Source organism: Leifsonia sp. NPDC056824 (assembly GCF_042789575.1).
Taxonomy (GTDB): Bacteria; Actinomycetota; Actinomycetes; order Actinomycetales; family Microbacteriaceae; genus Leifsonia.
In genome coordinates, this window is record NZ_JBHUAV010000005.1 from 1 (window position 1) to 15,514 (window position 15,514).

14 protein-coding genes and 1 riboswitch are annotated in these 15,514 nt (G+C 71.8%); of the genes, 4 read left to right on the forward strand and 10 right to left on the reverse strand.

Features of this window, described 5'->3' with window-relative positions; genetic code table 11:
• Positions 1–82: 82 nt before the first annotated feature.
• On the reverse strand, positions 83–1,549 hold the full coding sequence (locus tag ACFRFH_RS17000; RefSeq protein WP_382464183.1) for a helix-turn-helix domain-containing protein: 1,467 nt from the start codon (positions 1,547–1,549) through the stop codon (positions 83–85).
• Between the two features lie 120 nt (positions 1,550–1,669).
• On the opposite strand from ACFRFH_RS17000, the gene aceA reads away from it, so the two are divergent.
• Together aceA and aceB are read left to right on the forward strand one after the other, a co-directional pair.
• On the forward strand, positions 1,670–2,989 hold the full coding sequence (gene aceA, locus ACFRFH_RS17005; RefSeq protein ID WP_382464184.1) for an isocitrate lyase: 1,320 nt from the start codon (positions 1,670–1,672) through the stop codon (positions 2,987–2,989).
• A gap of 116 nt (positions 2,990–3,105) precedes the next feature.
• On the forward strand, positions 3,106–4,761 hold the full coding sequence (gene aceB, locus ACFRFH_RS17010) for a malate synthase A (protein ID WP_382464185.1): 1,656 nt from the start codon (positions 3,106–3,108) through the stop codon (positions 4,759–4,761).
• Positions 4,762–4,797: 36 nt separating this feature from the next.
• Here the strand turns inward: aceB and ACFRFH_RS17015 are convergent, their stop codons facing one another.
• From ACFRFH_RS17015 to ACFRFH_RS17055, 9 genes are all read right to left on the reverse strand, one after another.
• On the reverse strand, positions 4,798–5,151 hold the full coding sequence (locus ACFRFH_RS17015) for a DUF488 domain-containing protein (RefSeq protein ID WP_382464186.1): 354 nt from the start codon (positions 5,149–5,151) through the stop codon (positions 4,798–4,800).
• Between the two features lie 9 nt (positions 5,152–5,160).
• On the reverse strand, positions 5,161–5,505 hold the full coding sequence (locus ACFRFH_RS17020; RefSeq protein ID WP_382464187.1) for a hypothetical protein: 345 nt from the start codon (positions 5,503–5,505) through the stop codon (positions 5,161–5,163).
• Positions 5,502–6,071, reverse strand: a complete 570-nt coding sequence (locus tag ACFRFH_RS17025; protein WP_382464188.1) for a peroxidase-related enzyme — start codon at positions 6,069–6,071, stop codon at positions 5,502–5,504. Before ACFRFH_RS17025 ends, ACFRFH_RS17020 begins: the two co-directional genes overlap by 4 nt.
• Before the next feature lie 147 nt (positions 6,072–6,218).
• On the reverse strand, positions 6,219–7,748 hold the full coding sequence (locus ACFRFH_RS17030) for an MDR family MFS transporter (RefSeq protein WP_382464189.1): 1,530 nt from the start codon (positions 7,746–7,748) through the stop codon (positions 6,219–6,221).
• Between the two features lie 146 nt (positions 7,749–7,894).
• The gene (locus ACFRFH_RS17035; protein ID WP_382464190.1) at positions 7,895–9,043 is read right to left on the reverse strand and encodes a cysteine desulfurase family protein; all 1,149 of its coding nucleotides are present in this window, start codon (positions 9,041–9,043) and stop codon (positions 7,895–7,897) included.
• 13 nt (positions 9,044–9,056) lie between these two features.
• Positions 9,057–9,917: a carboxylating nicotinate-nucleotide diphosphorylase gene (gene nadC / locus ACFRFH_RS17040; RefSeq protein ID WP_382464191.1), complete on the reverse strand. Its 861-nt coding sequence runs from the start codon at positions 9,915–9,917 to the stop codon at positions 9,057–9,059.
• Complete coding sequence (nadB, locus tag ACFRFH_RS17045) at positions 9,911–11,461, reverse strand: L-aspartate oxidase (RefSeq protein WP_382464192.1); 1,551 nt, start codon at positions 11,459–11,461, stop codon at positions 9,911–9,913. Before nadB ends, nadC begins: the two co-directional genes overlap by 7 nt.
• 1 nt (position 11,462) lies before the next feature.
• Positions 11,463–12,758, reverse strand: coding sequence for a quinolinate synthase NadA (gene nadA / locus ACFRFH_RS17050; protein ID WP_382464193.1), 1,296 nt, complete (start codon positions 12,756–12,758; stop codon positions 11,463–11,465).
• A complete protein-coding gene (locus ACFRFH_RS17055; RefSeq protein ID WP_382464194.1) occupies positions 12,755–13,516 on the reverse strand; it encodes an NUDIX domain-containing protein in 762 nt (253 codons plus the stop codon). Before ACFRFH_RS17055 ends, nadA begins: the two co-directional genes overlap by 4 nt.
• A gap of 160 nt (positions 13,517–13,676) precedes the next feature.
• Positions 13,677–13,771: riboswitch (glycine riboswitch) on the forward strand.
• A gap of 178 nt (positions 13,772–13,949) precedes the next feature.
• On the opposite strand from ACFRFH_RS17055, the gene gcvT reads away from it, so the two are divergent.
• Both gcvT and gcvH read left to right on the forward strand, forming a co-directional pair.
• Positions 13,950–15,128 (forward strand): glycine cleavage system aminomethyltransferase GcvT, encoded by a 1,179-nt coding sequence (gcvT, locus tag ACFRFH_RS17060; protein WP_382464195.1) that lies wholly within the window; start codon positions 13,950–13,952, stop codon positions 15,126–15,128.
• 1 nt (position 15,129) lies between these two features.
• Positions 15,130–15,504 (forward strand): glycine cleavage system protein GcvH, encoded by a 375-nt coding sequence (gcvH, locus tag ACFRFH_RS17065; RefSeq protein ID WP_382464196.1) that lies wholly within the window; start codon positions 15,130–15,132, stop codon positions 15,502–15,504.
• The last annotated feature ends 10 nt before the right edge of the window (positions 15,505–15,514 follow it).

Sequence of the window (15,514 nt, forward strand, 5' to 3'; positions counted from 1 at the left end):
CGTAGTAAATCTCAACGCCGATGGGCACGTAAACGCCCCTAAAACCGCGTTTTAGGGGCGTTTACGTGCCCTTCGGCGGAGGTTACGCGGGCGCGTGGCGCTCGAGGAAGTCGAAGACTTCCGTGGAGTCCACGCCGGGGAAGGTGCCCGTCGGCAGGGCGGCCAGCAGCGACGTGGGCGTGCGCGCCGCGGGCCAGGCCATCCCCTCCCAGCGGTCGGCGAGCGCTCCCGACGGCCGGCGGCAGCACGACTCGTCGGGGCAGCGCGACACGGCGCGGTGCGTCGTCTCGCGGCCGCGGAACCACTTGACGTGCGCGAACGGCACGCCGACGCTCACCGAGTAGTCGCCCTCCTTGGCCTTCTCGATGCGGGAGGTGCACCAGAACGTCCCGCGCGGGGTGTCCGTGTACTGGTAGTAGGGGCTGAACCGGTCGGCGACGTCGAAGACCGTGCGGGCCGTCCAGCTCCGGCAGACCGGGGTGCCCTCGATCGCGCCCAGCGCGTCGGACGGGAAGGCGACCGAGTCGTTCTCGTACGCCTTGATGATGGTGCCCGACTCGTGCACCTTCATGAAGTGCACCGGGATGCCGAGCCGTGCGGTCGCCAGGTTGGTGAACCGGTGGCAGGCGGTCTCGTACGACACCGCGAAGGCGTCGCGGAGGTCCTCCATCGAGATGCGCCGGAAGTTCTTGGCCTCGGTCAGGAACGCCACCGCGTCCTTCTCCGGCAGCAGGAGCGCTGCGGTGAGGTAGTTGGTCTCCACGCGCTGGCGCAGAAAGTCGGCGTAATTTCCCGGCTCGTCGTGACCGAGGAGCTGGGAGGCGAAGGCCTGCAGGATGGGCGAGCGGGAGTCCCGGGAGGCCGACTGCTCGGTCGGCAGGTAGATGCGGCCGTTGCGCTTGTCGGTCACCGAGCGGGTCGAGTGCGGGAGGTCGCCGACGTAGTGCAGCGAGAACCCGAGGCGGTCGGCCATGTCCGCGACGGTCTGGTGCGAGACCGGGCCCCCGGTGTGCCCGACGGCGCCGAGCAGGTCGGCGGCGATGGCCTCCAGGTCGGCGAAGTAGTTGTCGCGGGCGCGCATCGTCGCGCGCAGCTCGGCGTTGGCGCGGCGGGCCTCCTCGGGGGTCGCCGCCCGTTCCTTGTGCAGGCGGGCGACCTCCTGGTGCAGGGCCAGGATCGCCCGCAATGTCGCGTCGGGGACGGACTTCGACACCCGCACGGGGTCGATCCCGAGGGCGCCGAACACGGGTCCGCGCTGGGCCCGTTCGACCGCGATCTCCAGGGCAGCGCGCTCGTCCGGCGCGTCGGGGGCGAGGAGGTCGTCCACGGTCACGCCGAGGGCGGTGGCGATGGCGCGGAGCTGGGCGAGGCGCGGCTCCCGGTTGCCGTTCTCGATCGCGGAGACCTGGGAGGGCGCCCGGTCGATCGCGGTGGCGAGCGCCTCCAGGGTCATGGCCCGCTCGAGGCGGAACGCGCGCACGCGCCGGCCGAGGATGAGCGCGTCGGCTCCGGTCGGCTCGTCGTCGATCCGGACAGCGGTGTCGGTCATGCAGGCCATGCTGACACTCCGGCGAAGTTCTAGCAAACAGAAGAACCCCTGAATTTCTGTCGACGGATCTTCTCCAGACCTGTTGCGACCGGGCCACGATCGTGTCAAACGATCCGACCGATGGAGGTCACCATGAACCCCGAAGCCCGCCCCGGCGACACCACGCAGACCGCCGCCGAGCTCCGCCTCGAGTGGGACGCCGACCCGCGCTGGTCCGGCATCCGCCGCGACTACACGGCCGAGGACGTGGTGGCGCTCCGTGGCCCGGTGCGCGAGGAGCAGACGCTCGCCCACCGCGGCGCCGAGAAGCTCTGGGAGCTCATCCAGCGCGACGGCGCAGGGGAGGACCCGAAGTGGGTCGCCGCGCTCGGCGCCCTCACCGGCAACCAGGCCGTCCAGCAGGTCCGTGCGGGCCTGGAGGCCATCTACCTCTCCGGCTGGCAGGTCGCGGCCGACGCCAACCTGTCGGGCCAGACCTACCCGGACCAGAGCCTGTACCCGGCCAACTCGGTGCCCGCCGTGGTCCGACGGATCAACAACGCGCTTCTGCGCGCCGGCCAGGTCGAGGGCACCGACGGCCCGGTGTCCGACTGGATGGCGCCGATCGTCGCCGACGCGGAGGCCGGCTTCGGCGGCCCGCTCAACGCCTACGAGCTCATGCACGGGATGATCCAGGCCGGCGCCGCGGGGGTGCACTGGGAGGACCAGCTCGCCAGCGAGAAGAAGTGCGGCCACATGGGCGGCAAGGTGCTCATCCCGACCGGGCAGCACATCCGCACCCTGAACGCCGCACGCCTTGCCGCCGACGTCGCCGGCGTCCCCAGCATCGTGATCGCCCGCACCGACTCGCTCGCCGCCACCCTGCTGACCAGCGACCACGACGACCGCGACCGGCCGTTCCTCACCGGCACGCGCACCGCGGAGGGCTTCTACGAGGTGAGCAATGGCATCGACCCCGTCATCGCCCGCGGCCTCGCCTACGCGCCGTACGCCGACCTGCTCTGGGTGGAGTCCGCCGAGCCCGACCTGGAGCTCGCCCGTCGGTTCGCGGAGGCGGTGCACGCGCAGTTCCCCGGCAAGAAGCTGGCCTACAACTGCTCGCCGTCGTTCAACTGGCGCAAGCACCTGGACGACGAGACGATCGCCCGGTTCCAGCGCGAGCTGGCGGCGATGGGCTACGCGTTCCAGTTCATCACCCTCGCGGGCTTCCACGCCCTCAACTACTCCATGTTCACGCTCGCCAAGGACTACGCCGACCGGCAGATGAGCGCGTACGTGGACCTCCAGGAGGCCGAATTCGCCTCCGAGAGCTCCGGCTACACCGCCACCCGCCACCAGCGGGAGGTCGGCACCGGCTACTTCGACCGCATCGCGACCGCGCTCAACCCCACCAGCGCCACCCTCGCCCTCGTCGGCAGCACCGAACAGCACCAGTTCTAACCTCCCACCCCCGCACCCCCAGCCATCTCTCCCGGAGTTATGTACGCCGACACGCCGTGCGAAGCGTGCACAACTCCGGAATCGATGGCGGGGGGACCAGCGAAAGGACAACGACCATGATTGAGATGACAGGTGCCCGCGTGACGGGGACCGACGACATCCTGACCCCGGAGGCGCTCGCCTTCGTCGACCACCTGCACCAGGCCTTCGCCGCACGCCGCCAGGAGCTCCTGCTGGAGCGTCAGCTGCGCCGCGGGGAGGCGGGCAACGGCCGCGACCCACGCTTCCTCTCCGCTACCGAGGCGATCCGCGAGGACCCGCACTGGCGCGTCGCCGGCGCCGGCCCCGGCCTGGAGGACCGCCGCGTGGAGATCACCGGCCCGACCGACCCGAAGATGGCGATCAACGCCCTCAACTCGGGAGCACGGGTCTGGCTCGCCGATCAGGAGGACGCCACCAGCCCCACCTGGGCGAACGTCGTCGGCGGCCAGCGCACCCTGCACGACGCGGTCCGCGGGCAGCTCGCCTTCACCAGTCCCGAGGGCAAGGAGTACCGGGTCACCACCCCGCACGAGCACACGCCCACGATCGTGATGCGGCCGCGCGGCTGGCACCTGGTCGAGAAGCACCTCGCGTTCACCGACCGAGCCGGCCGCACCGCCCCGGCCAGCGCGTCCCTCACCGACTTCGGCCTGTACTTCTGGCACAACGCCGAGGAACTGGTCGCCTCGGGCCGCGGGCCGTACTTCTACCTCCCGAAGCTGGAGTCGCATCGGGAGGCGCGGCTCTGGAACGACATCTTCGTCTTCGCCCAGCAGCGGATCGGGATGCCGGTCGGCACGGTGCGGGCGACAGTCCTGATCGAGACCATCCCGGCCGCGTTCGAGATGGAGGAGATCCTCTACGAGCTGCGCGACCACTGCGCCGGCCTCAACGCCGGCCGCTGGGACTACATCTTCTCGATCATCAAGACGTTCCTCGGCCGCGGCAAGCGCTTCGCGTTCGGCGACCGCAGCGGCATCACCATGACCGTCCCCTTCATGCGCGCGTACACCGAGCTGCTGGTCGCGACGTGCCACAAGCGCGGCGCCCACGCGATCGGCGGGATGAGCGCCTTCATCCCGAACCGCCGCGACGCCGAGGCGACCGAGCGCGCCCTCGGCCAGGTCGCGGACGACAAGCGCCGGGAGGCCGGCGACGGCTTCGACGGGACCTGGGTCGCTCATCCCGACCTGATCCCGACGGCGCTCGCCGAGTTCGACGCGGTGCTCGGCGACCGGCCGAACCAGGTCACCCGGCTGCGCGAGGACGTCCACGTCACCGCCGCCGACCTGTTGGACGTCACGACGGCGGGCGGCACGGTCACCGACGCGGGCGTGCGCTCGAACGTCTCCGTGGCCCTCCGCTACATCGAGGCGTGGCTGCGCGGCACCGGCGCCGTCGCGATCGACGGGCTGATGGAGGACGCCGCGACCGCGGAGATCTCCCGCTCGCTGCTGCGGCAGTGGATCGAGAACCGGGTCGTCACCGCCGAGGGGACGCCGGTCGACCGTGCGCTGGTCGCCGGGATCCTGGCCGAGGAGTGCATGCGGCTCAGTTCCGTCGCGCGCACCGCGGGAGTCGCGGACCGCTTCGACGACGCGGCCGAACTGCTGGCCGAGGTGTCGCTCGCGGAGGAGTTCCCGACCTTCCTGACCATCCCGGCGTACACCTGGTTCCTCGTGGACGAGGCGGAGCGGGAGACCGAGGAGGAGCTGGCGCCGGCCGTCTGAACCGGGCGTGGCCGGCGTCGACGGCTGTGGTTGCCGTCACCGGGGGTGGTGCTCGAGATATCTCTCGAGCACCACCCCTTGATTCAGTTCCGGGTCGCGCGCGCCGACCAGCAGCGTGACGACCGGATGCGTGTCGCCCAGCTCGCGGAGCTGGGCCACCGCCGGGTTCGCGTCGAGCTCGGCGTCGTACCGCGCGGTGAACTCGTCGAACAGCGGCGACTCGTGGTGAAACCAGCGCCGCAGCTCGGTGGACGGCGCCACGTCCTTGAGCCAGAGGTCCACCTTCGCCTTCTCCTTGGTGAGGCCGCGCGGCCACAGGCGGTCGATCAGCACGCGGAGGCCGTCCTCGACGGCGGGCGCGTCGTACACGCGCTTGACTCGGTAGACCATGACGGGCTCCTACAGCATCGTGAGGGTCGGCTCTTCGTGGGTGCTGACCGGGAAGTGGGCGAGGAACACGACCCCGTCGGGGCCGGCGTCGAACCGCGCGATCCTGGCGCCCTCCTCCTCGTAGAAGGTGTCGCCGGCCTCCAGGGTGACCACTGATCCGCCCTCGACCTGGTAGAGGGCGGAGCCGCGCTCGATCGAGCCGACCACCGGGCCGTTGTGGAGGTGGAGGCCGCCGACGACGTCCGGCTGCATCGTGATGCGGCGGGTCTGGATGCGGCCGACCGGGCGCGGGTTGGCGAGCGTCACGTCCTGCACGATCTCCCGCTCGACCGGAGGGAGCGTTTCGGCGCTCACAGCGGCGCCAGCAGCGCGTCGCGGAGGCCGTCGCTGATCCCAGGCGGGACCTCGACCGCGACGCCGAGCGCCTGGATGGCGCGGCTGAAGTAGTTTCGCGCCGCGGCGGCCAGCGTGATGTCGACGATCTCGCGGTCCGTGAAACCCAGCTCGCGCAGGCGGAGCGAGTCGGCCTCGGTCATCGACGCCGCGTCCGTGCTGATGCGTTCGGCGTACTCCATCATCGCGACCTCCGCCTCGGAGAGCCCGGCCTCGTGGAAGTCGCGGGCCACGGCCTCCACATCGTCCGCGTCCATGACCGCGAGCGACTTGCGGCCGTGGGCGAGGCGGCAGTGCTGGGAGTGCGTGCCCTGCGCCGCGGCCAGCGTCACGAGCTCGAAGCGGCGCACGCCGAGCTGGGCGATGATCGCGCGGACGAGCTGCTCCCAGGCCCGGTACGCCTCGGGATTGAACGCCATGACCCGGGTGTACTCGGCGACGTAGCCGAGGTCGCGCTGGTCCTTCGCGTAGATCTCCGCGACGTCTCCCGTCGCTTCGTCGGGATCGGGGGTCTGGATGATGGTCACGGCTGCCTCCTCGCGTCGCCTGCGTCCACATGGCTCCCCCCGCCGCCGCGGCGGTGCCTGTGCCGCGGCCCCCCCCGCCGTGGGGATGTGTTTTTACTTTTTTGGGGCGCGAAAGTGACAACGACGTGCCCTTCGGCGGGGGTTTGCTCAGTGCGCGAAGGCGGCCTCGGAGGGGGCGTCGGCGGGCTTGCTGACGAAGAACGAGCCGACGACTCCGAACAGCGAGATGATCGCCGCCGCGAAGAACGCCGAGCGGATGCCGCCCGCGGTGGCCGCGTCGAGCGAGGCGCCGCCCGCCGCGAGGGCCGCGCTCTGCGCCGAGAGCACCGCGACCAGCAAAGCTGTGCCCGCCGCGCCGCCGACCTGCTGGATGGTGCCGAGGATGGCGCTGCCGTGCGAGTACAGGTGCGGAGGCACCGCGCCGAGGCCGGCCGTGAAGAGCGGCGTGAACATCAGCGCGAGTCCGAGGCTCATCGTGATGTGCGCGATGAGCACGAGGGAGATCGGGGTGGTCTCGGTCACCATCGTCAGCGACCACATCACCAGGCTCACCAGGATGGCGCCCGGGATCACCAGCGGACGCGGGCCGATCCGGTCGTAGAGCCGGCCGACGAACGGCGCCGCGAGGCCCATCACCAGTCCGCCGGGCAGCAGGATCAGTCCGGTGCCGAGCACGTCGAGATGCAGGACGCGCTCCAGGTAGAGCGGGAGGACGATGATCACGCCGAACAGCGACGCCGTGGTGATCGCCATCAGCACGATCGCGGCCGTGAAGATCGGGCTGCGGAACGTCCGGAGGTCGAGCAGCGCGCGGTCCTTGCGCTGCAGGAGGAGCTGCCGGGTGATGAACGCCGCGAGCGCAACGACGCCGACCGCCAGCGAGCCCCACAGCATCGGCCCGTTGCCGGCCGCGGCCGGTCCGGTCTCGCCGCTCAGCGTCAGCCCGTAGACGAGGCCGCCGAAGCCGAGCGCCGACAGGATGACCGAGAGCACGTCCACCCGGCTCTTCCGGGTCTCGGTGACGTTCTCGACGAACTTGGCGCCGACCAGCAGCATCACGAGCGCGATCGGCAGCACGATCAGGAAGATCCAGCGCCAGGCCAGGAAGTTGAGGATGACGCCGGAGATGGTCGGGCCGATCGCCGGCGCGACCGAGATGACGATCGAGACGTTGCCCATCGTGCGTCCGCGCAGCGCGGGCGGGACCAGCGTCATCAGCGTGGTCATCAGCAGCGGCAGCATGATCGCGGTGCCGCAGGCCTGGATCACCCTGGCGACCACGAGGATGCTGAAGCCGGGCGCGAGGGCGGCGACCAGCGTGCCGAGCGAGAACAGCGACATCGCGGCGACGAAGACCTGCCGGGTGGTGAACCGCTGCAGCAGGAAGCCGGTGATCGGGATGACCACGGCCATCGTCAGCATGAACGCCGTCGAGAGCCATTGCGCGGCGAGCGCGTCGATGTGGAGGTCGTCCATCAGCTTGGGGATGGCGACGCTCATGATCGTCTCGTTGAGGATCACGACGAACGTGGCCGCGAGCAGCAGCCAGATGACGCGCTGGTCGCGCGGCGCGATACGCGGCTGGGCCGCCTCCCGTGTTGTGGCGTCGCTGGGGGACCCGGCGAGCGCTCCGGTGTCGATGGCGTCGGCGGGCGCAGGTGAGGTCTTCTCAGTCACTGGTCCACACTATCCACGACCCCCGACATCGTGGGTTTCGAACAGATGAACTCAGGCCCGCGTTCACTCACCGCTTAACACGTCCGCCGTACATTCGTCACGAATGTCGCGTTTCCCCGCTCCAAACCCGACATTCGGCACGAATGTCAGGAGGCGAGGCCACGCACCTCGCGGACGGCCTCCGCGACAGCCGGCGCGACGGCGAGGAGGGCGCCCTCCGTGACCTCGGGTCCCCACGAGAACCGCACCGCCGTGCGGGCCACATCCTCGTCGTAGCCCAGCGCGAGCAGCACATGCGACGCATCCTCGCTGCCGGCCGCGCACGCCGAGCCGCTGGAGGACACGATCCCGCGGCGTTCCAGCTCCAGCAGCACCGTCTCGCCGTTGGTGCCGGGGAAGACGAAGGAGGCTGTGCCGGGCAGCCGCGCCGACGCGTGACCGGTCAGCTCCGCGCCGGGGGTCCGCTCCAGCACCGCGGCCGTGAACGCGTCGCGCGCCGCCGTCGCACGGGCGGCATTGGCCTCCCGGTCGCGCATCGCGAGCCGTGCGGCCGTGGCCAGCGCGACCGCGCCCGCGACGTCCTCGGTGCCGGAGCGGCGCCCGCGCTCCTGGCCGCCGCCGTGGAGCACCGGCTCGAGCGGGAGCCTGCCCCGCACGTACAGGGCCCCGATCCCTTTGGGCGCGCCGATCTTGTGCCCGGAGACGCTGAGCGCGTCGACGCCGAGCTCGCCCACGTCCAGCGGGAGCCAGCCCGCCGCCTGCACCGCGTCGGTGTGGAACGGGACGCCCTGCGCGTGGGCCAGCGCCGCCAGCTCCGCGACCGGCTGGATCGTGCCCACCTCGTTGTTGGCGAGCATCACGCTGGCGAGCGTCGTGTCCGGTTGCAGCGCCGCCGCGAAGTCGTCGGGGGAGACCAGCCCGTCCCGCCCGACCGGGAGGTACGTCGCCTCGAACCCGTGCACCCGCACCAGGTAGTCGACGGAGGCCAGAACGGCCTCGTGCTCGATCGGCGTGGTCACGACGTGGCGGCCGCGGGGCGCGCCGAGCGCGATCCCCTTGACGGCGAGGTTGTCCGCCTCGGTGCCGCCCGAGGTGAAGACGACCTCCGACGCCCGGCAGCCGAGCCACTCGGCGACCGTCGCGCGCGCGGCAGCCAGGGCGCGCGCCGCCGACTCGCCGACCGCGTGGTGGCTCGACGGGTTGCCGAAGTCGCCGGTGAGGTACGGCCACATCGCCTCCAGGACCTCGCGGCGCACCGCGGAAGTCGCGGCGGCGTCGAGGTACAGGCCGGTCATGAGGGCAGTCCGGTCATGCGTTCCCCAGCACCACGTCCAGGCCGAGGTCGAGCGAGCGGACGCTGTGCGTGAGCGCGCCGGACGAGATGACGTCCACCCCGGTCTCCGCGATGTCGCGCACGGTGGCGAGGCTGACGTTGCCGCTGGCCTCCACGATCGCCCGGCCGCCGACGATCGCCACGCCCTCGCGCAGCTCGTCCAGACTGAAGTTGTCGAGCATGATCGTGTCCACCCCGGCGGCGAGCACCGGCTCGATCTGGTCGATCCGGTCCACCTCGACCTCCAGGTGCGTGGTGTGCGAGAGCTCGGAGCGCACCCGGCGGAGGGCGTCGGTCACCGACAGCCCGGACTGCGCGGTGAGGATCGCGAGGTGGTTGTCCTTTGCCATCACGGCGTCGGAGAGCGAGTAGCGGTGGTTGTGGCCGCCGCCGCTGCGCACCGCGTGCCGCTCGAACGCGCGCAGGCCGGGCGTGGTCTTGCGGGTGTCGACGATGCGGGCGGAGGTGTGCGCCACCTCGGCGACGAACGACGCGGTGAGGGTCGCGATGCCCGACATCCGCTGGACGAAGTTCAGCGCGACGCGCTCGCCCTGCAGCACCGAGCGGGCGGGGCCGCTCACCGTCGCGAGCGTGTCGCCCGCCTCGAACGCGTCGCCGTCCGCGACGGCCAGGTCCACCTCGATGGCCGGGTCCGTCAGCGTCATCGCCGCGGCGAACACGGCGCCTCCCGAGAACGTGCCCGGCTCCCGTGCAGACAGCCGCGCGGTGGCATATGCCGTTTCGGGAATGAGCAGCTCGCTGGTCAGGTCTCCCCACGGTGCGTCCTCGGCGAGAGCGGCTCGGACGACGTCGTGGATGGTCTGGCGGGTCAGCATGGGACGGTCACCTCGGTAGGAACGGACAGCGGAGCGAGCACCGTGTGGCGGGGCGTGCCCGCCGCCGGCAGCGGGAAGTCGGAACGGAAGTGGGCGCCGCGCGACTCCTCGCGCGACAGGGCGGAGGCGACGACGAGGCGGCCGAGCTGGAGGAGGTTCGCGTCCTCGCCGGGCTCCGGCATCCGGAAGGCGGCCAGTTCGCGGGCAGCGCGGTCGAGGCCGGCGCGGTCGCGGTGGAGGCCGGCGCCGGTCCAGAGGATCGACTGGAGGCGCGCGCGGTCGAACGGCCGGTCGCCCTCCTGGAGCTCGGTCGTCGCCGCTGCGGCGAGGCCCGGCTCCGCGACCCACGCGGGCGGCTCCGGCCATTCCTCCCCGATCGCCTCGGCGGCGCGGTGCGCGAACACCAGCCCTTCCAGCAGCGAGTTGGAGGCCAGCCGGTTCGCGCCGTGCGCCCCGGTGCAGGCGACCTCGCCGACCGCGAACAGCCCGGGCAGGCTGGTGCGGCCGTGGATGTCGGTCGCGACCCCGCCCATCGCGTAGTGCGCGGCGGGCGTCACCGGCACCGGCTTGCGGGACCAGTCGATCCCGGCCGCCCGGCAGGCGGCGTCGATGGTCGGGAAGCGGTGCGCCAGGAAGTCCGCGCCGAGCGCGGTGGCGTCGAGCACCACGGGGAGGCCGTCCTGCGCGGCCATCTCGACGGCGATCCCGCGGGCGACCACGTCGCGCGGCGCGAGCTCGGCGTCGGGGTGGACGTCGAGCATGAACCGCTCGCCGCGGGCGTTGCGCAGCACCGCCCCCTCGCCGCGGACGGCCTCCGACACCAGGAAGGTGCGCGCGCCGCCGTCCGCCGCGGGGAGCCGCAGCGCGGTCGGGTGGAACTGGGTGAACTCCAGGTCCGCGAGCAGCGCGCCGGCGCGGTATGCGGCAGCGACGCCGTCGCCGGTCGCGATGGCCGGGTTGGTGGTGTGCGCGTACAGCTGCCCCCAGCCGCCGGTGGCGAGCACCACGGCGTCGGCGTCCAGGTCGGTGTCCGTGCCGTCGGCCAGCCGCAGGGCGACCCCGGAGACCGCGCCGTCCGACACGAGCACGTCCCGGAGGAACGCCCCGGTCACCACCCGGATGCCGGCCTCGCGCACGGCAGCGTCCAGCGCCCGCTCGATCTCGGCGCCGGTCGCGTCGCCGCCCGCGTGCAGGACGCGCGCGCTCGAGTGCGCGGCCTCCAGCCCGCGGGCGAGGCCGTTCCCGTCCCGGTCGAAGGCGACGCCGAGTGCGATCAATTCGCGCACGCGGGCAGGCCCGTCGCCGCAGAGCGCCTCGACGGCCTCCACTACGTTGAGGCCGGCGCCCGCGCGGTGGGTGTCGGCGACATGGTCGGCCACGCTGTCGTCGGAGAACACCGCAGCGGCGATCCCGCCCTGCGCGTACCGGGTGCTGCCGTCGGCGATGCCGCCCTTGGTCACGATCGTCACCTGGTGGCGCTCGGCCGCCCGCAGCGCGGCGACGAGCCCGGCGATGCCGCTCCCGACGACGACGACGCGGGCCATGTCAGGCCGCCATCGTGGTGTCCGGCCGGGCGGCGAGCATGCGCTCCAGCGCCACCCGGGCGGGAGCCGCGACCTCGTCGGCCACGCGCACCTGGTTCACGACCTCGCCACGCACCAGCCCCTCCAGCACCCAGGCGAGGTAGCCCGGGTGGATGCGGTACATGGTCGAGCACGGGCAGACCACCGAGTCGAGGCAGAAGATCGTGTGCTGCGGGTACTCGGCCGCGAGCCGCTGCACCAGGTTGATCTCGGTGCCGATGGCGAAGGTGGAGCCCGCGGGCGCCGCCTGGATCGCCTTGACGATGTAGTCGGTCGAGCCGTACTCGTCGGCGGCGTCCACGACCTCCATCGGGCACTCGGGGTGCACGATCACGCGGACGCCGGGGAACTCGGCGCGGGCGTGCTCGATCTGGCCGACCGTGAAGCGCTTGTGCACCGAGCAGAAGCCGTGCCACAGGATGACCTGCGCCTCGCCGAGGGCCGCCTCGTCGTTGCCCCCGAGCGGCTTGCGCGGGTTCCACAGCGGCATCCGCTCCACCGGGACGCCCATCGCCTTGGCGGTGTTGCGGCCCAGGTGCTGGTCGGGGAAGAACAGCACGCGCTGACCGCGCTCGAACGCCCACTGCAGCACGGTCGCCGCGTTGGACGACGTGCAGACGATGCCGCCGTGCTCGCCGCAGAACGCCTTGAGCGCCGCCGACGAGTTCATGTAGGTGACCGGGATGACCGGCACCCGACCGTCGGCGTCCGGCTCCGTGCCGTACAGCTCCTCCAGCGCCTCCCAGCACTCCTGCACCGAGTCGAGGTCGGCCATGTCGGCCATCGAGCAGCCGGCGGCGAGGTTCGGGAGGATGACGTTCTGCTCCGGCCGCGACACGATGTCCGCGGTCTCCGCCATGAAGTGCACGCCGCAGAAGACGATTGTCTCGGCCTCCGGGCGCGCCTTGGCGAAGTTGGCCAGCTGGAACGAGTCGCCCACGAAGTCCGCGAACTGCACGACCTCGTCGCGCTGGTAGAAGTGGCCCATCACCGCGACGCGGTCGCCGAGGGTGGCCTTGGCGGCGCGGATGCGCTCGGCGAGCTCCTCCTTCGACGCGGTGCGGTACTCCTCGGGCAGCTCGCCCTGCTTCGGCGTGAACGCGGGGATCGGGTCGTCCTGCGAGGCGCCGGGACCGTACGAGGGTGGAGCGGCATCGAACAGCCAGGGCCCGTCGACGAGCTCCGGGGCGCAGGTGGCGCCGTCGAGGCTGCCGCTCGAGATGAGCTGGATGGTGGTGTCGACCGATGCGATGGTCATGACTGCTCGCTTTCCGGGGTGGGACGTGTTTGGCGCGTGCCGAAAGGTGGCTGCTGCCGGGGGAGCGGCCCCGCGTCGGCGAGGTCGATCGAGTCGTTGTAGCGGTAGAGCCGGGGCGGCCGGTGCCGCGTGCCGGTCAGGTAGTCCCCGGTGGCGACGACGGCGCCGGAGGACTCGATGGTCCGCCGGAAGTTGGCCGGGTCGAGCGGGCGGCCGAGCACCGCCTCGTGCACCTCGCGCAGCTGGGCGAGGGTGAAGCGCTCGCCGAGGAACGCGTGCGCGATCCGGGAGTACTCCATCTTGGTGCGCAGCCGCCAGAGGGCGTACTCGACGATCACGTTGTGATCGAAAGCGAGTTCGGGGAGGTCGTCGGCCGAGAACCAGCCGACGTTCTCGCCGGAGGACGCGGCCTCCGCCTCGGCGCTCCCGACGAGCGCCCAGTAGACGATGGAGACGACGCGCTCGCCGTGGTCGTCGCCGGGGGAGCGCACCGCGTCGCCGAAGGTGTAGAGCTGCTCCAGGTAGCGCGGCGAGAGGCCGGTCGTGTCGCCGAGGGTGCGGGAGGCCGCGGAGGCCAGGTCCTCGCCCACCCGGAGCGGGCCGCCCGGCAGCGCCCAGCATCCCTCGAACGGCGCCCGGATGCGCCGCACGAGCGGCAGCCAGACCTGGGCGCGACCGCCGGTCAGTTCGTCGGAGCGCAGCGCGAAGATGACCGTCGAGACGGCGAGCATCGCACTCGCGCGTTCGTGTTCGGCCATCGCGGGCCTCCCGTCCGACTAAAGGTCACCGTGACCCTAAGTTGCAGACCATCTTAGTGTCACTCTGACCAGAACGCAAAACCGGCGGCAACGGTTGCCGCGCGCGCACCGGCCGCGCGGACCCGTTATGCTGGCCCAGTCAATTGAATACCGGGCCATTCAGGCCGATGCGGGAGAGCCGAGCGCGCGAGCGGGCGGCACCGAAGGAGCAATCCTCCCCGACAATCTCTCAGGTACGCGTACCGCATCGGACTGGCCACTCTGAAAAGCAGGGCACCGCACACGCGGGTACCCTCGCCCACGGTGAAAGCCACGACCGCGTCTGCGATCGCGGTGAAACTCTCAGGCCGGATGACAGAGGGGGAGTTCTTCACACGGAGCGCGCGCCGCGCTACCGTTCATCCCTCCGGCACGGCCGGCGAACGGAGAACTCATGAGCTCGCAGGACAGCCAGACCAACGCAGGGACCGACGCAACGGAGCGCACCTCCCCGCTGCACGACGCCCACACCGCCGCGGGCGCGTCGTTCACCGACTTCGCCGGCTGGCAGATGCCGGTGCGCTACTCCAGCGACCTCGCCGAGCACCACGCGGTCCGCACGGCGGCCGGGCTCTTCGACCTGTCGCACATGGGCGAGATCGTCCTCATCGGCCCGGAGGCCGGCCAGGCTCTCGACTACGCCCTCGCCGGCAAGCTGTCGTCGCTCGCGCTCGACCAGGCGAAGTACAGCATGCTGCTCTCCCGCGCAGGCGGCATCCTCGACGACCTGGTCGTCTACCGCACCGGCGACGACCGCTACATGGTGGTCGCGAACGCCTCCAACCGGGAGGCCGTGGCCGAGGAGCTGCGCGACCGCACCGCCCCGTTCGACGTCGAGGTCTACGACGAGAGCGACGACATCGCGCTCATCGCCGTCCAGGGCCCCGCCGCGCTGAGCGTCCTGCTCGCCACCCCCGGCTTCCACCTCGACGGCGACGACTTCGCCCAGCGGGTCACCGACCTCAAGTACTACTGGAGCATCCCGGGCGAGTTCGAGACGCACCCCGTGCTCGTCGCCCGCACCGGCTACACCGGCGAGGACGGCTTCGAGCTCTACACCGCCCCGGACAACGCGCGCGCCCTCTGGGACGCGCTCCTCGAAGCCGGCGCCGCGCAGGGCCTCGTGCCCGCGGGCCTCGCCAGCCGCGACACGCTGCGCCTGGAGGCCGGCATGCCGCTCTACGGCCACGAGCTGGGAGTGGACACCATGCCCGCTCAGGCCGGCCTCGGCCGCGTCGTCAACCTCGCCAAGGACACCGACTTCGTCGGCCGTGCCGCCAGCGAGGACGGCCCGGACGCCGAGGCGCGCGTGCTCGTCGGCCTGATGGGCCACGGCAAGCGCGCCGCCCGCGCCGGCTACCCGGTCGTCGCCCCCGCCGCCGACGGTGCGGGCGAGGAGGTCGGGGTCGTGACCTCCGGCGCCCTCTCGCCGACCATCGGGGTCCCGATCGCGATGGCCTACGTCGCGCCGCGGTTCGCCCAGCCCGGAACCGAGCTGCACGTCGACGTGCGCGGCAGCAGCCTCCCCTTCACCGTCACCGCCCTCCCCTTCTACAGCAGAAAGAAGCACTGACATGGCCGCAGAGCAGGACCTGAAGTACACCGCAGAGCACGAGTGGCTCCTCATCGAGGGCGACACCGCGACGGTCGGCATCACGAGCTACGCGGCCGAGAAGCTGGGCGACGTCGTGTTCGTCGAGCTCCCCGCGGAGGGCAGCGACGTCGCGGTCGGCCGCGTGGTCGGCGAGATCGAGTCGACCAAGTCGGTCGGCGAGCTCTTCGCGCCGGTCGACGGCACCGTCGCCGCGGCCAACCAGGCCGTGGTCGACGCACCCGAGCTGGTCAACAGCGACCCGTTCGGCGAGGGCTGGCTCATCAAGGTGACCTTCGGCGCCCTCCCCGAGGGCCTCCTCTCCTTCGACGAGTACAAGGCCCTCACGGGCGAGTAAGGCTACCGCT